This is a genomic window from Salinisphaera orenii subsp. orenii MK-B5 (assembly GCF_003788635.1).
In the GTDB taxonomy this organism is placed as follows: Bacteria; Pseudomonadota; Gammaproteobacteria; order Nevskiales; family Salinisphaeraceae; genus Salinisphaera; species Salinisphaera orenii.
This window is the reverse complement of record NZ_AYKH01000001.1, coordinates 191,628-211,715: the sequence shown is the minus strand read 5'-3', so window position 1 is coordinate 211,715 and position 20,088 is coordinate 191,628. Positions and strand designations below refer to the sequence as shown.

20 protein-coding genes are annotated in these 20,088 nt (G+C 64.7%); 14 read left to right on the top strand and 6 right to left on the bottom strand.

Annotated elements, in window-relative coordinates:
* Window positions 1-10: 10 nt before the first annotated feature.
* From gspE to gspC, 3 genes are read right to left on the bottom strand one after another with little or no spacing between them, the layout of a single operon-like run.
* Window positions 11-1,582: a type II secretion system ATPase GspE gene (gene gspE, locus SAOR_RS01075; protein WP_123629821.1), complete on the bottom strand. Its 1,572-nt coding sequence runs from the start codon at window positions 1,580-1,582 to the stop codon at window positions 11-13.
* 22 nt (window positions 1,583-1,604) lie between these two features.
* Window positions 1,605-3,632: a type II secretion system secretin GspD gene (gene gspD / locus SAOR_RS01070; RefSeq protein WP_245965352.1), complete on the bottom strand. Its 2,028-nt coding sequence runs from the start codon at window positions 3,630-3,632 to the stop codon at window positions 1,605-1,607.
* A gap of 47 nt (window positions 3,633-3,679) precedes the next feature.
* The gene (gspC, locus tag SAOR_RS01065) at window positions 3,680-4,531 is read right to left on the bottom strand and encodes a type II secretion system protein GspC (protein ID WP_281273401.1); all 852 of its coding nucleotides are present in this window, start codon (window positions 4,529-4,531) and stop codon (window positions 3,680-3,682) included.
* Between the two features lie 137 nt (window positions 4,532-4,668).
* On the opposite strand from gspC, the gene SAOR_RS01060 reads away from it, so the two are divergent.
* From SAOR_RS01060 to SAOR_RS01050, 3 genes are all read left to right on the top strand, one after another.
* Entirely contained in the window at window positions 4,669-6,366 is a 1,698-nt protein-coding gene (locus tag SAOR_RS01060) for an ExeA family protein (RefSeq protein WP_123629818.1), read from the top strand.
* A 139-nt stretch (window positions 6,367-6,505) separates the two neighbouring features.
* Window positions 6,506-7,123: a general secretion pathway protein GspB gene (locus SAOR_RS01055; RefSeq protein ID WP_245965350.1), complete on the top strand. Its 618-nt coding sequence runs from the start codon at window positions 6,506-6,508 to the stop codon at window positions 7,121-7,123.
* Between the two features lie 61 nt (window positions 7,124-7,184).
* Window positions 7,185-7,724, top strand: a complete 540-nt coding sequence (locus tag SAOR_RS01050) for a DUF2845 domain-containing protein (protein ID WP_245965349.1) — start codon at window positions 7,185-7,187, stop codon at window positions 7,722-7,724.
* Window positions 7,725-8,137: 413 nt separating this feature from the next.
* On the opposite strand, the gene SAOR_RS01045 is transcribed toward SAOR_RS01050, so the two are convergent.
* The 3 genes from SAOR_RS01045 to SAOR_RS01035 are packed head-to-tail and all read right to left on the bottom strand — an operon-like array spanning window position 8,138 to window position 11,985.
* The gene (locus SAOR_RS01045; RefSeq protein ID WP_123629815.1) at window positions 8,138-10,342 is read right to left on the bottom strand and encodes a xanthine dehydrogenase family protein molybdopterin-binding subunit; all 2,205 of its coding nucleotides are present in this window, start codon (window positions 10,340-10,342) and stop codon (window positions 8,138-8,140) included.
* On the bottom strand, window positions 10,339-11,340 hold the full coding sequence (locus SAOR_RS01040; protein ID WP_123629814.1) for an FAD binding domain-containing protein: 1,002 nt from the start codon (window positions 11,338-11,340) through the stop codon (window positions 10,339-10,341). The genes SAOR_RS01045 and SAOR_RS01040 overlap by 4 nt, the downstream gene beginning before the upstream one ends.
* A 9-nt stretch (window positions 11,341-11,349) precedes the next feature.
* Window positions 11,350-11,985, bottom strand: coding sequence for a (2Fe-2S)-binding protein (locus SAOR_RS01035; RefSeq protein ID WP_425472087.1), 636 nt, complete (start codon window positions 11,983-11,985; stop codon window positions 11,350-11,352).
* Window positions 11,986-12,383: 398 nt separating this feature from the next.
* On the opposite strand from SAOR_RS01035, the gene SAOR_RS01030 reads away from it, so the two are divergent.
* From SAOR_RS01030 to SAOR_RS16880, 11 genes are all read left to right on the top strand, one after another.
* Window positions 12,384-13,610, top strand: a complete 1,227-nt coding sequence (locus SAOR_RS01030) for a tyrosine-type recombinase/integrase (RefSeq protein WP_123629812.1) — start codon at window positions 12,384-12,386, stop codon at window positions 13,608-13,610.
* 423 nt (window positions 13,611-14,033) lie between these two features.
* Window positions 14,034-14,234, top strand: coding sequence for a hypothetical protein (locus tag SAOR_RS01025; RefSeq protein ID WP_123629811.1), 201 nt, complete (start codon window positions 14,034-14,036; stop codon window positions 14,232-14,234).
* Window positions 14,227-14,433: a hypothetical protein gene (locus SAOR_RS01020; protein WP_123629810.1), complete on the top strand. Its 207-nt coding sequence runs from the start codon at window positions 14,227-14,229 to the stop codon at window positions 14,431-14,433. The genes SAOR_RS01025 and SAOR_RS01020 overlap by 8 nt, the downstream gene beginning before the upstream one ends.
* Window positions 14,430-14,627, top strand: a complete 198-nt coding sequence (locus SAOR_RS01015) for a hypothetical protein (protein WP_123629809.1) — start codon at window positions 14,430-14,432, stop codon at window positions 14,625-14,627. The genes SAOR_RS01020 and SAOR_RS01015 overlap by 4 nt, the downstream gene beginning before the upstream one ends.
* Before the next feature lie 611 nt (window positions 14,628-15,238).
* A complete protein-coding gene (locus SAOR_RS17260; RefSeq protein ID WP_342782553.1) occupies window positions 15,239-15,445 on the top strand; it encodes a helix-turn-helix transcriptional regulator in 207 nt (68 codons plus the stop codon).
* Window positions 15,442-15,645: a hypothetical protein gene (locus SAOR_RS01005; RefSeq protein WP_123629808.1), complete on the top strand. Its 204-nt coding sequence runs from the start codon at window positions 15,442-15,444 to the stop codon at window positions 15,643-15,645. The genes SAOR_RS17260 and SAOR_RS01005 overlap by 4 nt, the downstream gene beginning before the upstream one ends.
* Before the next feature lie 79 nt (window positions 15,646-15,724).
* Window positions 15,725-16,729, top strand: coding sequence for a bifunctional DNA primase/polymerase (locus SAOR_RS01000; RefSeq protein WP_123629807.1), 1,005 nt, complete (start codon window positions 15,725-15,727; stop codon window positions 16,727-16,729).
* Window positions 16,730-17,063: 334 nt separating this feature from the next.
* The gene (locus SAOR_RS00995) at window positions 17,064-17,702 is read left to right on the top strand and encodes an HNH endonuclease signature motif containing protein (protein ID WP_123629806.1); all 639 of its coding nucleotides are present in this window, start codon (window positions 17,064-17,066) and stop codon (window positions 17,700-17,702) included.
* A 14-nt stretch (window positions 17,703-17,716) separates the two neighbouring features.
* Complete coding sequence (locus tag SAOR_RS00990; RefSeq protein ID WP_123629805.1) at window positions 17,717-17,929, top strand: hypothetical protein; 213 nt, start codon at window positions 17,717-17,719, stop codon at window positions 17,927-17,929.
* A 32-nt stretch (window positions 17,930-17,961) separates the two neighbouring features.
* Window positions 17,962-19,512, top strand: a complete 1,551-nt coding sequence (locus tag SAOR_RS00985) for a terminase large subunit (protein WP_221179827.1) — start codon at window positions 17,962-17,964, stop codon at window positions 19,510-19,512.
* Between the two features lie 15 nt (window positions 19,513-19,527).
* Window positions 19,528-20,076: an HK97 family phage prohead protease gene (locus SAOR_RS16880; RefSeq protein WP_221179826.1), complete on the top strand. Its 549-nt coding sequence runs from the start codon at window positions 19,528-19,530 to the stop codon at window positions 20,074-20,076.
* Window positions 20,077-20,088: the final 12 nt, after the last annotated feature.

The window sequence follows — 20,088 nt, the reverse complement described above, 5'->3', positions numbered from 1 at the left end:
GGCCCGGCCGCTAGCCCTCGCGGGTCACGCGCAGGACTTCCTCGAGCGTGGTGTTGCCCGCGAGCACGTTGGCACGGCCGTCCGCGCGGATGCTTGGCGTGATCGTGCGGGCGTGTTTCTCCAGGGTGTGCTCGGCGGCCTGCTCGTGGATGAGGTTACGCATTTCGTCGTCGACGACGACCAGCTCGTAGATGCCGGTGCGGCCGCGAAAGCCGGAGCCGTTGCAGGTCGCGCAGCCGGTCGGGCGGTAGAGCGTCGGTGGCTCGTCGGGGTCGCAGTGGAGCAGCTCGCACTCGCGGCGATCGGCGGTGTAGGGGTCGCGACACTCCGCGCAGAGCGTGCGCACCAGCCGCTGCGCCATGATGCCGATCACCGATGACGACAGCAGGAAGGGCTCGACGCCCATGTCGCGCAGACGCGCGATGGCGCCCACGGCGGTGTTCGTGTGCAGGGTCGAAAGCACCAGATGGCCGGTCAGCGAGGCCTGCACCGCGATTTCGGCGGTCTCCAGGTCGCGGATCTCGCCGATCATCACCACGTCCGGGTCCTGGCGCAGGATCGCGCGCAGACCGCGCGCGAAGCTCATGTCGACCTTGCTGTTGACCTGGGTCTGGCCGATACCGTCGAGGTAGTACTCGATCGGATCCTCGACCGTCATGATGTTGCGCGAGCGGTCGTTGATCCGGGTGATGCCGGCGTAGAGCGTGGTCGTCTTGCCCGAGCCGGTGGGACCGGTGACCAGGATGATGCCGTGCGGCTTGTGGATCAGCTCGTCGATGTTGCTCAGCGTCTCTGCCGGCATGCCGAGCTGGGGCAGATCAAGCCGGCCGGCCTGCTTGTCCAGCAGACGCATCACCACGCGTTCGCCGTTGCCGGAGGGAATGGTGGACACGCGCACGTCGACCGGCCGCCCGGCGATGCGCACCGATATGCGGCCGTCCTGGGGGATGCGTTTTTCGGCGATGTCGAGCTTGGCCATGACCTTGACGCGGGAGATCAGGCGCGGCGCCAGCTGGCGCGGCGGGTTGAGCACCTCGCGCAAGACGCCGTCGATCCTGAAGCGCACGGTCAGGCGCGCCTCGAACGGCTCGATATGGATGTCGGAGGCGTTCTCCTTGATCGCCTCTGTCAGCAGCGCGTTGATCAGACGGATGATCGGCGCGTCATCGGAGGATTCGAGCAGATCGGCCGGCTCCGACAGCGCCCGGGCGGCGTCGGACAGATCCATCTCCTCGTCCATGCCTTCGACGATCTGCATCGACTCGTTGGCCTTGCCTTCGTAGTCGTTCTGCAGCATGGCGTCGAAGGCCGCGGCCTCCACGCGCTGGAGCACGATCGGGCGGCCGAGATGGCGCCGGACCTCGGAGAGCGTGCTCTGGGCGACGTCGCGCCGGCAGGTGACCTCGATCGCGTCCTCGCGCGCGCCGCTGAGCATCACGCCGTAGCGTTTGGCGAAGGCGAAGGGCAGGCGGTCGATGCCTTCGACCGGCCCCGGCCCGGGTGGCCGCGGTGGGGCCTCGTCGTTTTCCGGCGAGGTGGTTCGCACCGGTTCCAGACTGAGTTCCTCGAGGGTATCGCTCATGCTATCGCTCGCCGAATGCCGGCTAGAACTGGTCGCCCCGACGCTTGTCGCCCGTACGGCGTCCGTCTTCGTCGCGTGGCGTGACCGTGCGCTCCGTGGACACACCGCTGTCCTCGGAAAAGGAGTCGCTCTGCTCGTATTCGTCGATCGGCGGCAATTGGGGGCGCTGGCGCTCGCCCATCAGCGGAATGCTGGATTCGGCCTGTTCCTGCTGCAGCGAGCGGATGTAATCGTACTTCTTGCGGGTGTAATAGTTGGCTTCGCCGTCGCCCCGCAGGATGGTCGGACGGATGAAATTGAGCAGGTTGCGCTTTTCCTTCTGTACGTTGCGGGAGGTGAACAGCGCGCCCAGCAGAGGAATGTCGCCCAGCAACGGAACCTTCTGTTCGCTTTCGGTCACCTGATCGTCGATCAGGCCGCCCAGCACCAGGATCTGGCCGCTTTCGACCTCGACCGAGGTATTGAGCGTGCGGTTGTTGGTGACCAGGTCCACCGCCCCCGTCTGACCCGAGTTCTGGGCGATGCTCGAGACCTCCTGATTGATCGTCATCTGGATGGTCTTGCCGGCGTTGATCTGCGGCGTGAAGGCCAGCGTCAGACCCACATCCTTGCGCTCGACCGTCTGGAACGGGTTGACCACGCCGGTCGCGCCGCCGCTTGCATTGTTGTTGGTGTAGTTGCCGGTGACGAAGGGTACCTCCTGACCGACCTTGATCTCGGCTTCTTCATTGTCGCGCGTGATTAGCGACGGTGTGGACAGCACATTGGTGTTGGTGTTGCCCGACAGGGCGTTGACGAGCACCGCGAAACTCGTGCCGCCCTCGTTGTACGAGCCCAGCGCCACGTTGAGGCCCTGCTGGATGAGGCTCAGCGGCGTGCCGTCCTCGGCGAGCGAGGGCACGGCGTTTAGGGTGTCGCCGTCGAGTACGCTCGCGGCGCCCGGGCCGCTGTCGTTGAAGGCGGCAATATCCACGCCCAGTTGCCGCGATCGGCTCAGGCTGACCTCGGCAATGATCGCCTCGACCAGCACCTGGCCGCGACGAATGTCGAGCTGCTCGATCACCTGGCGGATCTCCTGCATCTTGTCCGCCGCCGCGGTGACCACCAGTGCGTTGGCGCCGGGTTCCGCGATGACGGTGACGCCGTTATTTGAGCCGCCCACGGTGCGGCTTGCGGCGCCGCCACCGCTGTCACCGCCCGCGCTGGCGGACGCGCCGCTGCTGCTGCGACCCTCGGCGAAATTCTGCAGCACCGGCGCGATCGCCTCGGCGTCGGCATAGTCGAGATAGATGACCTGGGTGCCGCCGCTGCGTTCGGTCTGTGTGTCGAGATCGGCGATGATCGCCCGGATTCTCAGGCGCTGCTGCTTGCCGCCGCTCACGATGAGGCTGTTCGTGCGCTCGTCCGGAATGACCGTGAAGCCGCGGCCGGGACTCTCGCCGCCACTTTCCGATTTGAGTTGCTCGATGACGCGGGCCACCTCGGTGGCGCTGGCATACTCGAGCCGGATGTGCTCGACCTCCTGCATTCCGCTGCGATCGATCTTGTCCACGATACCGGCGAGGCGCTCGGCGTTGGCCGCTCGATCGGATATGACGAGTGTGTTCGAGGCCGAGTAGGCCGCGAGATGCCCGTACTGCGGCACGAGTGGCCGCAGGATCGGCACCAGCTGGTCCGCCGGCACGTTGTCCACCTTGATCACACGGGTAACGATGTCTTCGCGCGTGCCGGTCTCGCTACCGCCGAAGCCGCCATCCTGCTTCGCGTTGACCTGCGGAATGATCTTCGTGATCTCGCCGGCGGGCACCACCGAGAAGCCGTGCACCTCGAGCACGGACAGGAACGTCTCGTAGAGCTCCTGCGGGGTCATCGGCTCACTCGACAACACGGTCACGTCGCCCTTGACGCGCGGGTCCACGACGAAGTTGCGGCCCGTGACTTCGCTGACCGTCGCGATCAGCGTCTTGATGTCCGCATCCTTGAGGTTGAGCGTGAACGCGTCGCCGTTGTTGTCAACCGCGGTCTGAGCCGTCGCGGCGGTAGCGATCACGAGCCATAGGATGACGACACGGCAAAGCCGGCGGAAGGAGAAGGCTGTCATTCAAAGTTCACGGTTACGGTGCGTTGCTGGCCATCCCGCTCAAGGGTGACCGAGGCGCTTCCGGCCGAGGCCAACCCGCTGAGCATCTGGAGCGAAGCGGCCGGATTGTCGAGTGGCTGGCCGTTGATGGCCGTGACGAGTTCCCCCGGCTCGAGGCCCGCCTTCTCGAAAAGTGCTTTTTCCGCCCCCGGATAGACCCGATATCCAACGAGGTTGCCGTTTTGCCGCTCCGGCTGCAAGCGAATATAACGCGAGGCGCTGGAGGGGTTGTCGAGTATCTTCTGGCGTACGGCGCCCAGATCATTGGCCAGTTCGCTGGACACGCGCTGGGTGCGCTCGACGCCGGCCATCTCGCGCGCCTGCTTCACGCTTTCCAGTGTGAGGGTCTCGTAGCGGCCTTCCCGGTCGAGGATGACACGATTGGCGTAGATCTCGTGGAGCGTCACGCCGTTGTCGATGGTATCGCCGGTCGCGAACGCAGCCTGATCCTTGTCGCCGGCCTTGATCAGCGCCCGCGAGCGCTGCGCCGCGCTGTCGGAGATGATGCCGGTCAGGGTCAGATTGAGCCGCGTCTCGGGCGCGTCGATGATCTCCTGCTGCCGGTCGCCGCCGTCGCGGGCGGTCTGTTCCCCGAAGAGATGGGCGCTGGCGATGGTGTCGACGTCGACACCCTCGCGATCGGTCGCCGTGGCCGGGCCGGTGGTCGACGGCAGCAACTCATTGTCCGAAACCGGCCAGGCCAGCCAGAACAGGCGTGCCGCCGACAGCGCGATCAGCACGATGAGTAGCAGGTTGAGCAGTTCCGGCGCCCGAGCCAACCAGCGCTGGGCGTCTCGCGAGAGTTCCATGGCCATGGCGCGGAGTCTAACCCACGTTGATGGCGTTGCGGTTAACAGGCGCGGGCGTCGCGATGGGCGACGCGTCGCGGTTTGCCGCAGCGCGGCACCGGGTTAGACTCCGTCTGACTGACCCGGGCCCGTCTTCCATGTATCTGCGCTACTACGGCTTCAAGGATTTTCCGTTTTCGGTCACGCCGGATCCGGCCTTTCTCTACCTGAGCGCCAGCCACCGCGAGGCGCTCGGCCATCTGCTCTACGGCGCGGGCGAGCATGGGGGCTTCGTCGCGCTGATCGGCGAGGTCGGTACGGGCAAGACCACGCTCATCCGGGCCCTGGTCGACAATGAGATGGCGGATCTGGACATCGCCCTGTGCTGGAATCCGCAGCTCCAGGTCAAGGAGTTCGTGGCCACCATCTGCGACGAACTGGGTGCGGACTATGACCCGCGCGAGGATACGACGCAGAAAGCGCTCGTCGACCGGCTCAACGCCCATCTGCTGGCCACGCACGCCGCCAATCGACGGACCGTGCTCATCATCGACGAGGCGCAGAACCTCAGTCGCGAGGTCCTCGAGCAGCTGCGCCTGCTGACCAATCTCGAAACGCACAAGCACAAGCTGCTGCGTATCATCCTCGTGGGCCAGCCCGAACTCTCGGAGCTGCTCGAGCGCCACGATCTGCGCCAGCTGGCGCAGCGCATCACGGCCCGTTTCCGGCTCCGGCCGCTGGACCGTCAGGAGACGCGGGCCTACATCCAGCACCGGCTCGACCTCGCCGGCGGCTCGCAGCATCTGTTCACGCGGCCAGCGACCGCGCTCGTCCGGCTGTACAGCGGCGGTATCCCGAGGTTGATCAACATGGTCTGTGAGCGGGCGCTCATGGGCGGCTACGCCAACGGCAAGTCGCGCATCGGTGCGCTCATGCTCTCGCGCGCGGCGATGGAGACGCTGCCGCGCCGGCGTCGCGTATCGCGCATGCGTGTGGTGCTTCCCGCGGCCGCGCTTGCCCTGGTGGCCTTGATGGGTGCGGTGGCGTGGTATCCGGGCATTCAGTTGAGCCGCGCCGCGGGCTGGATCGGCGGCGGCCAGGCCGCTCAGGTAGCCTCGGCGGACGAGGCCGCGTCGAATGAGTCGTCGGACGATGTCTCCGGAGACGGGCCCGATGCCGCTGGCGAGAGTGCAGAGGCTGCGGCGGCCGACGGCGAGCGCGCCGGGTCCGGGCCGGAGGGCAAGGACGACGCGCCACCCAGCGGCATCCCGGCGGGCGACGCGGACATCAATCAGATGCTGCGGCTGTGGGGCGTCTTCGGATCCCAGGTCCAGAGCAGTTGCGATTCTCTGCGGGTCGGCGACCTCCGCTGTCTGTCCGACAGCGGCAGCTTCGCGATGGTCGAGCGCTACAATCGTCCGGCGCTGTTGACGCTGCAGCGCGAGGGCCGGCGACAGACCGTGCTTCTGAGCGCGCTCGACGAGACCCACGCCACGCTGGTCGGCGCCAACGGCACGCGCCGCGTCGATCGGCGCGAGCTGGCGGGGATGTGGACCGGCGATTTCCGCATCATCTGGCGCTCGGACTCGGGCGTCGGTCTGATCCAGCCGGGCGCGGTCGGGGACGCGGTGGTCTGGCTGCGCCAGCGACTGGCACGCGCATCGGGCCGCAACCCGGCGGCGGAGCTGGGTCCGCCGTCGCCGGTCTACGATGACGAGCTGCAGGCCGAACTGGAGGCGTTTCAGCTGTCCAAGGGGCTGAGGGCGGACGGCATGGCGGGCCCGCGCACCCAGATCATGCTCAACGGGGCCGTGCCCTCGCCGGGCTCGCCCGCGCTGAATCGCGTGGAGGAATGACGTGTCGTATCTCGTCGATGCGCTAAAAAAGGCCGAGCGCGAACGGCATCGCCACCAGGCGGCCACCGTGGAGTCTCTGTCGGCGACCGAGGTGTCGGATGTGGGACGCGGCGGTGGTCGTGTCATGCGCTGGGTGGTCATGATTCTGGTGGTCTGCAATGCGGCCCTGCTGGTCTATCTCTTCCGGCCCGTGGCCGGGCCGTTCGACACCGAGTCGGCTGATGAGCGGGTCGCCGCGCAAACCGTCGCGTCGGGCTCGGCCGATACGGTGCCGAGCGCAGCTGATGTGTCCGAGATGCCCGCGCCGCAGCCGATCCCGCGTCGCCGGGCGGCCGGCGGGGGATCCGGGGCCGATACTCTCGGCGGCGATACGGGGCGATCGCCGCAGCAGCCATCGGACATGTCGAGTCTGCGTCTGTCGGCGGGTGCGAATTCGGGCGGTGGGCGCGTGACCTATTCGAAGACGCCGCTGGATGACAGCGCGTCCCTCGGCAACGCTGCCGCGTCGAACCGGTCGACGAACGCGCCGCGTCGGTCGGCGTCGCCGCCGGCGATGAACCCGTCCGGCGTGCCCGAGGTCAACATCAACGGCCATCTGTACAGCAGCGTGCCGGGACGCAGCTTCATACTCGTCAACGGCCAGCGCTATCACGAAGGCGAGCGCTTGTCGGCCGGGCCGGCGGTGGAAAGCATCGATGTGACCGGTGCCACGCTCAACTATCGTGGCGAGCGTTTTCATGTGAAAGGCCCCGGCTAGCGTGATGGGCCGCCGTGCCGCCGCATTTGCGTTGTTGGCAGGAACGTGTCTATCGGCGCCGGTGAGCGCGGACAGTTTTCGCTGTGACGGCGCACTCGTTCAGACGGGCGATCCGGCGGTGTCGGTGCGTGCGGCCTGCGGCGAGCCGAGCTTCGTCGACCCGTGGATCGGCGGCTCGTCGCTGGCCTACGGTGTCGCCCCGTCCATGGAGCAGTGGACATACAACCGCGGGCCCAATCGCCTGCTCCGGATCCTGGTCTTTCGCAACGGCCGACTGCAGGCCATCCGGAGCGACGGTCACGGGTTTCGCGAGCGCGCCGGCGCCTCGGACTGCCGCCCCTCCGATATCGTCCGCGGCATGAGCAAGTATCGCCTGCGGCAGGCCTGCGGCGAGCCGGCCCAGCGCAGCGGCGGCGTGTTCGTCTACAGTTCGCGTCGCGATCTGGCCGGTCGGACCTATTATCAACGCCGGGGGCGGGTGCCGGTCTTTCGGGAGCGCTGGATCTTCAACTTTGGCCCTAACCGGTTCCTGCGCGAGGTGACGCTCGAAAACGCCATGGTCGTGGATACGGAAACACTCGACCGCGGTTACGACGAGTAATCACTTTAAAGATAGGTTCGACAACTGCGGGCGGTGTCCCGCGTGCGCGTGGCGCGTTACCGCAGTGAGTCGTCGGCGCCGTGCGTGCGGGTATGCGCGGATCTCGGATCGTCTCGAGCCGGCATGAACCGTGCACGCCGCAGTGCAGACCGACAAGCCCGCCGGGCTCGTCAAGGGCATCGCCGGAAGAGGCGGTCGACTACCGGCCGATGTGTCGTCAACGAGGTCGAATCTGCGGCTTGATCCATCGGTCGGTGATCGAGCGCGCAGCGCCGCCGGCGGGCCGTGTGCCGCGAAGACTTCGGATTGTGCGGGCGACCGCCGGCCATGCCCATCGACCCGGTAAACCATCGAGGCCTTCCTGTGGCGACGGGCGCGGGGCCGACCGCATCGGCCCGACGCCCCCGTCATCGTCAGTCGTCGTCGATCAGCTTGTCGAGCATGATGGGCAGATCGCGGACGCGCCTGCCGGTGGCGTGGTAGACGGCATTGGCCACCGCCGCCTGCATGCCGGTGAGCCCGATCTCGCCGATGCCGCGGGCCCCGAACTCGTTGAGTTCGTAGTCGGGATGATCCAGCAGGATGACGTCGAGATCGGGCATGTCGGCGTTCACCGGCACGAGATACTCGGCATAGTTGCTGTTGACCGGCCGGGCATTGCGCTCGTCGTACTCGGTGGTCTCCAGCAGGGCCGAGCCCAGCCCCATGACGACCGCACCCTCGACCTGGTTGCGCGCCGATTTGGCGTTGATGATCGCGCCGGCGTCGATCGCGCTGACCACCCGTGTGACTTCCAGATGCGCGATCTCCGGCTCCCAGGCCACCTCGACGAAATGCACGCCGAAGGAGTCGAAGGAGTAGCCGCTGTCGGGGGCGCCCCCGGTATGGGCCTCGCCGACGGCGTTGGCCAGGGACTGGGCGCCCAGGATTTCGGCCACGGTCGCCGAACGGCCGCTGTCGTCGCTGAGTCGTCCGCTGTCGTAGACCAGACTGTCGCCCCGCGCGCCGGCCAGGGGGCTGGCGGCATTGCGGGCGTAGTTCTTGAGCTTCTTGATCGCGGCGCGCGAGGCTTCGGCGACCGCGGGCAGCAGCGTGGCGGTGGCCCAGGAGCCGCCCGAGATCGGGCCGTGCGGGAAGGTCGAATCGCCCAGCGTGACGTGGATCGACTCCAGCGGCAGCCCGAGTTCATGGCTCGCGATCTGCGCCAGGATGGTGTAGGTGCCGGTGCCGATGTCCTGGCTCGCGCAGTGGATGCTCGCGGTGCCGTCGGCGCGCAGGGCCACGCGGGCGTCGCAGGGGTTGCGCATCGCCTCCCAGTTGCAGGCCGCCATGCCCCAGCCGAGAATACGATCGCCGTCGCGCATGGAACCGACTTCCGGTGTGCGCCGGGACCAGCCGAAGGCTTCGGCCGCGCGGTCGTAGCATTCCAGCAGGTGGTTGCTGGAGTAGGGCTTGTCCGCGCCCTGGTCATGGGCGGTGAAGTTCCGCCGCCGCAGTTCCAGCGGATCGATGCCCAGCTCGGCCGCGAGTTCGTCCATGGCCGATTCCAGCGCGAACAGCCCGACGCCGGCGCCGGGCGCGCGCATCGCCGTGGGCGTGCCGCGGTTGGTGATCGCGGTGGCGTGGCTGATGCGCAGGTTGTCGCAGGCGTAGAGCCCTTGGGTGGAGCCGCCGCAGGCTTCGACCACCGTGCCCACCGGCGAGGAGCTGTTGATCGTTTCGTGCCGGATCGACAGCAGCCGACCGTCGTCGTCGGCACCCAGGCGTACGTGCTGACGCGTCTCCGGGCGATGGCCCACGGTCGTGAACATCTGCTGACGGGGCAGCACGAACTGCACCGGCCGGCCCACCTCGCGCGCGGCCGCGCAGGTCGCGACACAGTGCGGCCAGACCCAGAGCTTGCCGCCGAAGCCGGAGCCGATGAAGTCGGCGTGGACCTCGACCTGGCTCGGGTCGAGGTCGAAGACCCGGGAGAGCGTGTTGCGCGTGAAGATCACGCCCTGGGTGGAGTCGAACACCCGCAGCCGGCCGTCGACCCACTCGGCCACGGTGGCGTGCGTCTCCATCGGGTTGTGGGTCTCGACCGGCGTGGTGTAGACGGCATCGACGCGATATGCGGCGCCGTCGTAGGCGCCGGCGGGATCGCCGCGTTCGCTGTCGTTGGCGTGTTCGACGCCGTTGTCCTCGATGCCCTGGGCCAGGGTCGCGGCCGCGCGCTGTGCGTCGCGTTCGTAATCCACACGGACCTTGTAGGCCGCCGCTCGCGCCTGTTCGTAGGTCTCGGCGACCACCAGGGCCACGAACTGGCCCATGTAGTGGATGCGGTCGTCCTCGAAGGGCGTGCGCTTCTCGTCGACGACGTTCTCCTCGGCGAAGGTGCCCGGCGAACGATGCAGACGCGGAAAGCGACCGTGGTGAAAGATATCGATGACACCCGGCGAACGCATGGCCAGAGTGGTGTCGATTCCGGTGATGCGGCCGCGGGCGATGGTGCTGTAGACGCCGTAGGCATAGACCATGCCCTCGGGCTGGAAGTCGCCCGCATAACGGGCGCGGCCGGTCAGCTTGTCGGGGCCGTCGATACGCGAGACGGCCGCGCCGATGATGGAATCGCTCATGTCGTGTCTCCTCGCGCGCGGGCCGCGGCGTCGGTCAGGGCGCGGACGATGGCCTTGCGCGCCAGCGGAATCTTGAAGGCGTTGTGCTTGTAGGGCGTGGCGCCCTGCATTGCGGTGGCCGCGGCCTGCTTGAAGGCCTCGCGCGTGGCCGGCTGGCCCACGAGCGCGGCTTCGGCATCGGCGGCGCGCCAGGGCTTGGTGCCGACCCCGCCGAGCGCGAGTCGCGCCGCGGTGATGCGGTCACCGTCCAGCGCCACGACGGCGGCGCAGGAGGCGAGTGCGAACTGATACGAGGAGCGGTCGCGCAGCTTGATATAGGTCGAGCCGCTGCCGTCGATCGGTGCATCCAGGCTGACCTGGGTGATCAGCTCGTCCTCGCCCAGTTCGTGCTCGATGTGGGGCGTGTCGCCCGGCAGTTTGTGGAAGTCGAGAAAATCCACCGTGCGGTCGCCGCTCGGCCCGGTGACGTGCACGGTGGCGCCGATCGCGGCCATCGCCACGCACATGTCGGAGGGGTGTGCGGCGATGCAGTGATCGCTGGTGCCGAGAACCGCGAACACCTCGCGGTTGTGGCCTTCGATCGCCGAGCAGCCGCTGCCGGGCACGCGTTTGTTGCAGGGTGACACGCCGTCGCGGAAATAACTGCAGCGCACGCGCTGCATGACGTTGCCCGCGGTGGTGGCGCGGTTGCGCAGCTGGCGCGAGGCGCCCTGGAGCAGGGCCTCCGAAAGGACGGTGTAATCGCGCCGCACGCGGTCGTCGTCGGCCAGCGCGGTGTTGCGCACCATCGCCCCGATCCGCAGGCCGCCCTCGGCCGTGGTCTCGATGGCGTCGTAGGCCAGCCGGTTGATGTCCACGAGCCGTTCCGGCTGCATCACATCGAGCTTGACCAGATCGATGAGCGTCGTGCCGCCGGCGAGATACGCCGCTGCCTGGCCGCTGTGTGCGTTTACGGCGCTGTGCGCATCGTCGGCGCGCTTGTAGTCGAATGTTCGCATGGAAAACCTCTAGCTCTGATTCAGGCCGGGATTGCCGCGCGCCTGCTGGATCGCGGCCCGGATGTTCTTGTAGGCACCGCAGCGGCAGATGTTGCCGCTCATCGCCTCGGCGACGTCGGCGTCGCTGGAGCCAACGCTGTCGTTGTTCAGGAGTTCGGTGGCCGAGGTCAGCTGGCCGGGCGTGCAGTAGCCGCACTGATAGGCGTCATGATCGAGAAAGGCCTGCTGCAACGGGCTGAGTTCGCCGTCCCGGGCCAGGCCCTCGACGGTGGTGATGTCGTCGCCGTCGTGCACGACCGCCAGCGCAAGACAGGAATTGACCGCCTGGCCGTTGATCAGCACGGTGCAGGCACCGCACTGGCCGTGGTCGCAGCCTTTCTTGGTGCCGGTCAGGCCGATGCGCTCGCGCAGCGCGTCGAGCAGAACGACGTTCGGCGGAACGTCCAGCTTGCGCAGCGTGCCGTTGACGCGAAGCGAAATGGCGACGTCGGTGGGGGCGTTGTTGGAATCCATGAGCGGTCTCCGGAGCGGATCGATCGTGCCGGCGGATGCAAGCGCGCAGGCGGAGTCGGTGTGTCGTACAGCAGACGATGGACCAAACCGGGTGTGATCGGCAATGCCCGGAGTAGGGAGGATACGTCGGATCGTATTGCGCGCGGGTGGAGGCGGTCTTGGCGGTCGGCACGTATCCGACACCGTGCGCGCTGGTCATGACGCGGTGGCGACAGTGGACGCGCGGAGACGGTCCGCGACTGGTTTCGCAGAACAATTCGGAAATGAGGGTATGGTGCCAACCTGGCTCGAGGCCATCGAGGCCTCGGAATGGCTCCCCGGGACGGGCTCGAACCGCCGACCTAGTGATTAACAGAAAGTCGTGGCGGCTTTTCATGGCATAGCGATAAACTGCGCGATAGCCAAAAAAATATAGTCAAAACAGCATCGTAAAAGGAATCTCTCGCTTCAGTCTGTTGCATGGCGTAGCATGACACTGCGCCCGAAATTGTACCCCAGATTGTACCCCAGCGGACCTAGTGAGGTGTGCTATGCCATCCCAGAAGCTGACCGAAGCGGTCCTCAAGAACATGCCGAAACCGGCCAAGCGGACCGATATCCGGGACGCCCAGACGACCGGCCTCTACCTGCGCGTGCACCCAAGCGGGCGGAAGTCGTGGCGGATGCGCTATCAGTTCCATGACAAACCCCGCGTGCTGTCGCTGGGCGAGTGGCCGGCCATGAAGCTGTCGGCGGCACGCAAGGCCGTGCTGGACCATCACGAGACGTTGGCCGAAGGCAGCGATCCGGCTGGCGACGTGCAGAAGGCGAAGGCGGTACGCGACCGGATGCCCACGGTCGAGGAGTTCGCCGAGGAGTACATCGAACGTCACGCCAAGGTGAACAAGAAGTCGTGGGCGACCGACAAGCGGATTCTCGACCGCGAGGTGACCCCGTATATCGGCAAGATCGGGCTCGACGCGGTGCACCGCCGGGATATTGTCGGCGTGCTGGACCGCATCCGAGATCGTGGCGCGGACACGATGGCCAACCGGACCTATGCCGTGGTGCGAAAGATGTTCGGCTTCGCGGTGGAGCGGGGCGTGCTCGACCTGTCGCCCGCACAGCACATCAAGCTGACCGCTGAGCGTTCGCGCGACGTAGTGCTGACCGATGATGCGATCCGCCACCTGTGGGCCGTTACAGCGCCGTATGGCGAATCTGACAAGGCATTGCCGATGCACCACGCGACCCGGCTGGCCCTGCGGCTCATGCTGCTGACCGGGCAACGCAGCGGTGAAGTCTGCGGGCTGGCGCTGGCCGAACTGGATCACGATAAGTCGGTTTGGATGATTCCGGGTCGGCGGACCAAGAACGGACTCGACCAGACGGTGCCTTTGTCCGATATGGCACTCGACGTGATCGCCGAGGCGATGGATACCGCCAGCGACGAGCACCTGTTCGCGGCGAGCAGTGAAGCCGGCCACCTGACGAGCTATGCGCCCGTACAGGCGATGGAACGGATCTTCGACGGGTGGGAGCCACGATATACGCCGCACGACCTGAGACGGACTGTAGGGACGCGCCTGGGCGAACTAGGGTTCAATCGCCTGATCGTGGACAAGGTGCTCAATCACAAGGACCGAAGTATCGGCGGCGTCTACGACCGGCATTCCTACGACCTGGAGAAGCGGGCCGCGCTCGATACATGGGCTAGTGCTCTGCAGGCCGTCATCGACGGCGAGAGAGAGAACAAGGTTGTGCCGATGGCTCGGTAGGCCCGGTTTGCTTGCATCATCGCCGCAGCCGTGGCAGATTGAATCTGTCCCCGCAAATTCGGGGGCCGGGTTTGGCGACTCGATCAAATAGGCGCACAAGCGCCACTATTCAGCAGGCGCTTTTTTTGTGCCCGCTTCCCATGGTGGCTGTGCGCGGGAGACCGCAAGGTCTGCCGGCTTCCTATTTGACCGGTTCGCCAACCTGCGTACAGCCATCTCCTTTCATTGTTTGGCGACAGTGGGGGATGGCTCCAGTCAAATAGGAGCCACAATGAAAATCCCATTCCGCGCGACACGCGCATACGCCCACCGTCACATGGCCTACGCGGCCCTGCGATCCGATTCTAGCCTTGCCGTCCGGCTTGAGCGCTATAACCGCCACATGGCCGAAGCCCGCCGCCTGGCTCGCCGGGAGGTGTCGGCATGATGCCCGATGAAATCGACGACGCGATGATGACCACCATTAGCCGCGTCCAGCTGCTTGTTGCCGACATCAATCGCAAGATTATGACGGGCTCCGCCGACCTCTCCGAGATCCACGACGCCACGCTCTGGATCGCCGAGCTGACGAACGAGCTCGACGCCCTGCGCGAACAGCTGCAGGAGGGGGCGACCGATGAGTGAGTTCCCTGAACCCACCAGCGAATATTACGTCATGGAGCGTTTCGACCTCGCCGGCGGCCGGACCGTCACCGAGTTCGTGGCCGGCCCGTTCGATGATCCCGACGAAGCCCGCAATGCGCGTGACTTGATTCGCCGCGTCGAGCCGAGCCGCTGTGTGCACTGTTGCGAGGTTAAGAGCTACGACGAGGAGGATGTATGAGCAATCTGCAAGACATAGCCGAAAACCACACCGAGCGAGCGCTCGTGTTGCTGGATTATCTCGACGGCGAAGTCGTGTTCGGCAGTCCCAGTGAGTTAGAGCAGAAAGCGAACAAGATCGCTGCGTCGATCCTGATGATCCGCGAAGAGATCGAACAGATCCACAACGCGGTGCACGGCAAGGAGAGCCAATGATGAGTATTCCCGGAACTACGGGCAATAGATAAATCAAGCGGGCACGGCAGCGCCTACATATCCCCGTTGTCGTGTCCGCCGGTTTTCATGCCGGAACACAAAGTATGAACTCGCCAGCTCACTAAGCTAAAGCGATGCGTAGCGCACGAAGCGCAGAGGGAGAGCAATAGCGCGCGCGAGCGAAGTCCTGGAGGTCAATTTTCAATAATTTTGGAAAAAATAATCAAGGCAACTAAAAACTACTGAGTGCCACTGAGTGCCACTGAGTGCCATTGAGTGCCAACTACTGCTAACTCGATAAATACGGCGTTCAATACGCACTGAATGGCGGCTTGACCACACTATCTAGTGGGGTAGAGTTTTAACTCATAAGGACGCGGCACTTGGTTGCGGCCTTATCCGAGGAATACGAGCAACAGACGATGTTTTACTAACTGAAGCTAGACGTAAAACCGCCCCCGACGCCGTTAGTGGTATTTCGGCGAGGAGGGCGGGAAAGGAAGCCCGGAGGCTAGGGCCTTTTATCGCAACCTTAGCATCCGACAATTTGTCGGTACGTGTCAACAACGTTGCCACGACTCCGGGCGCTCTCTACACATACGGAGCGACCGATGAAAGCTACGACCCTGCCTGCGGTTCAGCCGCGTTTCTACAGTGCGTCTAGCATCGCAAAGGTGCTGGACGTGCATCCCTCGACCGTTTGGCGGTGGGCTGATAAAGGCCTAATCGCGAAACCGATCAAGCTCTCGGCAGGCGTGACTCGCTGGCGCGCTGCTGATGTCGAAGCGATGTTCCAAGCGGCTGAGGGGGCGGCATGAGTACCCGCACCTTCTATATGGTCGCCGAAATCCGACTCACCGACGACGGCAGCGTGCAGCCGAAACGCTCCGTATCCGGGCCGTATCAGGAATATCTGTTGGCTAAGCAAGTCAGCGTCGAGCTGGGTGATCAGTATCACGTGTTCGAGGTTACGGACGTCGAGGCCCTGCGAGAAAAAGCCGCCGAGGACGAATCCTAGGCGGCTGAAAGCGGGCACGACAGCGCCCTATCTACTGACGTAATTATAACAGCGTTGTCGCGCCCGCGCCGCTCGCGGTATGGGCATTTTCGCGGATTGGGCACCAATCTACGCTGACGCCGGCGTGCGTGTCTTCCCCGTCAATATCGACGAGGAGGGCACACGCCCGACTGTGCGTGGATACCTGAAGGCCGGCGATAACACGCGCCGAGCCTGGGCCGATGCGACCAAGTTTGCGGATACCGATGCGCTGGGCATCGACCTACGCCGAAGCGGTATCACAGTGCTGGACATCGACGAGCCAAACGAAAAACTACTGGCCGACGCAATGGATTGGCACGGTCAATCCTCGTTCATCGTTCGCAGCCAAGGCGGCAATTTCCAAGCGTACTACCGTAATAACGGCGAACCGCGTGATACCACGAAACGCCGGTGGCCGGGTCACAGGATCGACCTGCTAGGCGGCGGTATGACCGTAGCTGCACCCAGCCAGGGCCATAAAGGCAACTACGAGATCATCGTCGGCGATCTGGAAGACCTATCCGATCTGCCGAAGCTGCGCAATCTCCCCGATCCGATCAACGATGACGGCGTCGAAGAACCGCGCGACCGGACTATCACCACAGGTCGGCGAAATCATGCCCTGTTCACTTACACGATGCGGGCTGCCCATAACTGTGAGAGCGAACCTGACCTTTTAGCCAAGGCTCGCCAATATGCGATCGAGACGTTCGATCCAGCGCTGCCCGACAGCGAAGTACAGCGCACCGTGGCTTCGGCATGGGGGTACACCGTGCGAGGCGAGAATTACGCCTCACAGCCTCACACACGCCTTCTGAACGACGAGATCAACACGCTCGCGTTCGACCAGCCGGACGCCTACATCTTGCTGTCGATCCTGCGCTGCAATCACTGGGGCCGTGACGAGTTCCTGATTGCTGACGCAATGGCGAACAAGGTCGTTCCGTTCAACGTGAAGCGGCTTCGAGCTGCACGCCGGTATCTAAAACAACACGGGTATGTAGTCGAGGAACGCCGGCCGTCATCTAAATATGGCGCAGGCCTGTTCTCGTGGCCCGCGTAACGATAAATCAATGACTTAACCCCAAGACCGGTCGAAATCGACCACCTATAAGAAATAGACACATCCCCCTCTGCCCTGGGTGTCATACAGGCGATGGAACCCCATTGGGCGTGACGAAAAACCGAAACCAACGAGGCAACGATGGATTACGAACAGCTAAGCATGGAACAGGTCGCCCTGATGGAGCACATGGGAACCCGTGGCGTGTCACGCATACAAGCCGGGCTGCCCGCGGAATCGCACTAGCGTCTCGCGACAATGCGCATCGAAACGAGACTCGGCGACAGCTTTGAGACTAGTCGCAGATCCGTCCGCCACCGAGTACGCCGAGCATATGCAGCGGCGCAAGGAGGTTTGGGAGGCGATGCGAGAGCAGGAACGTGGGACAACTTGTCCCACGTATCAATCTGCCGCGCCGGGCGACGAAGGCTTCGCCGAGTCCACCGCTAAAGCCACCGGCAAAAGCAAGAAGGACACCAACCGCGCCACCAAACGCGCCCGCACCGTCTGCCAGCAGGCCCGTGATCTGATCAGCGAGACAACAATTCAACACTCATTCAAATGTTATAATGAGGCTATGAAGACACTCCGCGCCAATAACCTGCGGACGCTTGAAGCTCGGCGCCTGCCGACGCTCGGCCAGCGGGCGAACATGGCGCGACGGCTCAAGACCTCCCAACGTGATGCCCAGCGGCTTCGCGTATGGAAGAAGAGCCCGCGCTGTGCGTCCTGTGCGGCCGTTGTGGCGTTTGAATCGTTTGAACTGGACCACGTGACGCCTCTCTGCGATGGCGGCGACACAGGCGACGACAACGCGCAGGTGCTGTGCCAGCCGTGCCACCGAGACAAGACGGCCACCGAGATTACCGAGCGTGCCAGGACGCGACGGGCGGGGAGCTGGATATATGGCGATGGCGATGATAGCTGCAACACCCAGCGACCCCACGGAGATTTTTTAAAGGCCAAAACTTAGCCGAGGCTAAACTTATGAGTAAGGCACAGGACATCGAACAGGCGCTCGGCCTGCTCCGCGAGCAGATCGAAGACGAGAATCTCGCCGCGAAGGACCGGCAGACGGCGGCCAAGGCGGTGCTGTCGCACTACAAAGAGTCCGTGAACCACTATCAGGGCAAGGGCGCCAAGGATCAGAAGAAGGACAGCGCTGTAGAGGCTGCTGAGCGCCTCAAGCTAGTGAAGTAGTGGCCCTCTACCCGGAGTCGGCCGAACGCGCCGTGGAGCTGTTCTCACGGCTGCACGTGCCGGACATGACCGGCCAGCCCACGATGGCCGACGTGTGCCGGGAATGGGTGTTCGACTTCGTGCGCTCAGTCTTCGGCGGCCTGAATCCCGAGACCGGAGAGCAGGAGATCAGGGAATACTTGTTGTTGATCCCGAAAAAGAACAGCAAGAGCACCATATCGGCCGGAATCATGCTGGTGGCGCTGATCCTCCACGAGCGCCAGAACGACGAGCTGCTGCTGCTCTCCGCCACCCGCGAGACCGCGAACACAACCTTCAGCATCGCGGCGGGCATGGTCCGCGCCGACCCCGACCTGTCGGCCGTCTTCCACGTTCGCGACCATCTCAAGTCGATCGAGCACCGCGTCAACGACAACGTGCTCAAGGTCGTCAGCCTCGACAGCAACAGCTTGGCCGGTAAACGGGCCTCCTATGTGCTGGTCGATGAACTATGGCTGTTGGGTGGCATTGCCCGCGCCGAGAGCGCGCTTCAGGAAGCCATGGGTGGCATGGCGAGCCGTAAGGAAGGCTGGGCGCTCTACCTGACCACACAATCTGACGAACCGCCCGCCGGCGTCTTCCGCGACAAGCTGCAATATGCCCGTCAGGTCCGCGACGGCGAAGTGGATGATCCGTCGTTCCTGCCGGTGCTGTACGAACTCCCCACGGGGGTCGACTACTCGCGCGATATAGAGCGGGCCTTCGAGCTCACGAATCCGAACCTGGACGCATCCGTCTCGCGGCGCTGGCTGCTCGCTGAATACCGCAAGGTCGAGCACAAGCAGGACGGCGGGCTCCAGCGGTTCCTCGCGAAACATCTCAACGTCGAGATCGGTCTCGCCCTCCGCACCGATCGCTGGGCCGGCGCGGACTACTGGCAAAGCAACGAGACCCCGCTCACGCTGGATTCCCTGATCGACCGCAGCGAGGTCGTGACGATCGGCGTTGATGGCGGCGGCCTCGATGACCTGCTGGGCCTGTACGTGGTCGGTCGCGAGAGCGGCACGGGGCGCAAGCTGGGATGGGCGCACGCATGGTGCGCCAAGATCGCCCTGCAGCGCCGGGAACAGCTTGCGCCGACGCTGCGGGGCTTTGAGCAGGACGGCGATCTAACCATCGTGCCCACGGTCGGGCCGGACATCGAGCAGCTGGCCGCGATGTGCGCGAAGGTTCAAGCGTCGCGAAAGTTATATCAAATCGGCTGTGATCCCGCCGGAATCGGGCAGATTGTTGAGGCAATCCAGAATGCCGGCGTGCCCGAAGACAAGATCATCGGCATCTCGCAGGGCTGGAAGCTCGGTAGTGCGATCAGTACCGCCGAACGCTGGCTGGCCGATGGGTCGTTCATCCCGGCAGACCAAGGGCTTATGCGCTGGGCGGTCGGCAATGCACGGGTGGAGCCGCGCGCCAATTCGATCCTGATCACCAAGCAGGCCAGCGGGCGCGGCAAGATCGATCCGCTGATGGCGCTGTTCGATGCGACTGCAATTATGGCGCTTAATCCCGAGCCTATGACGAAGAAGCTTGCACTTTTCAGTTTATGAAGGTAAACTGTATATATGTACAACCGCCTGTATTCGACGCTCCGAATCAAGGCCGCCGATAGCGACGGCTGGACCTTCACCGGCATCGCTTCGACGCCGACGCCTGACCGGATGCGAGACACGGTTGATCCCAAGGGCGCACAGTTTTCCCTGCCGATCCCGCTGCTGTGGCAACACGATCACGGCGCGCCCATCGGCGACGTGAAGACCGCCTCGATCACCGACGCCGGCATCGAGATCAGCGCCAGCATCACGCAGCCCACCGACGACATGCCGCGCGGCATGACCGGGCGATTGCAAGAAGCTTGGGCGAGCATCAAGAGCGGCCTAGTTCGCGGTCTTTCGATCGGGTTTGTCCCCAAGGCATGGGAGCCCCGCGAGGACGGCGGCATGGCGATCAGCGCATGGGACTGGCTGGAACTCTCCGCCGTGACCGTGCCGGCCAATCAGGACGCCTCGATTCAGACGATCAAGAGCCTTTCGGCGTCAATGCCGACGCCAATCACCACGCCGCATCACGGCTTTTCTCTCCGGAAGACGCATTTTATTTTGCGTAACGGTTGAAGACTTATTCAA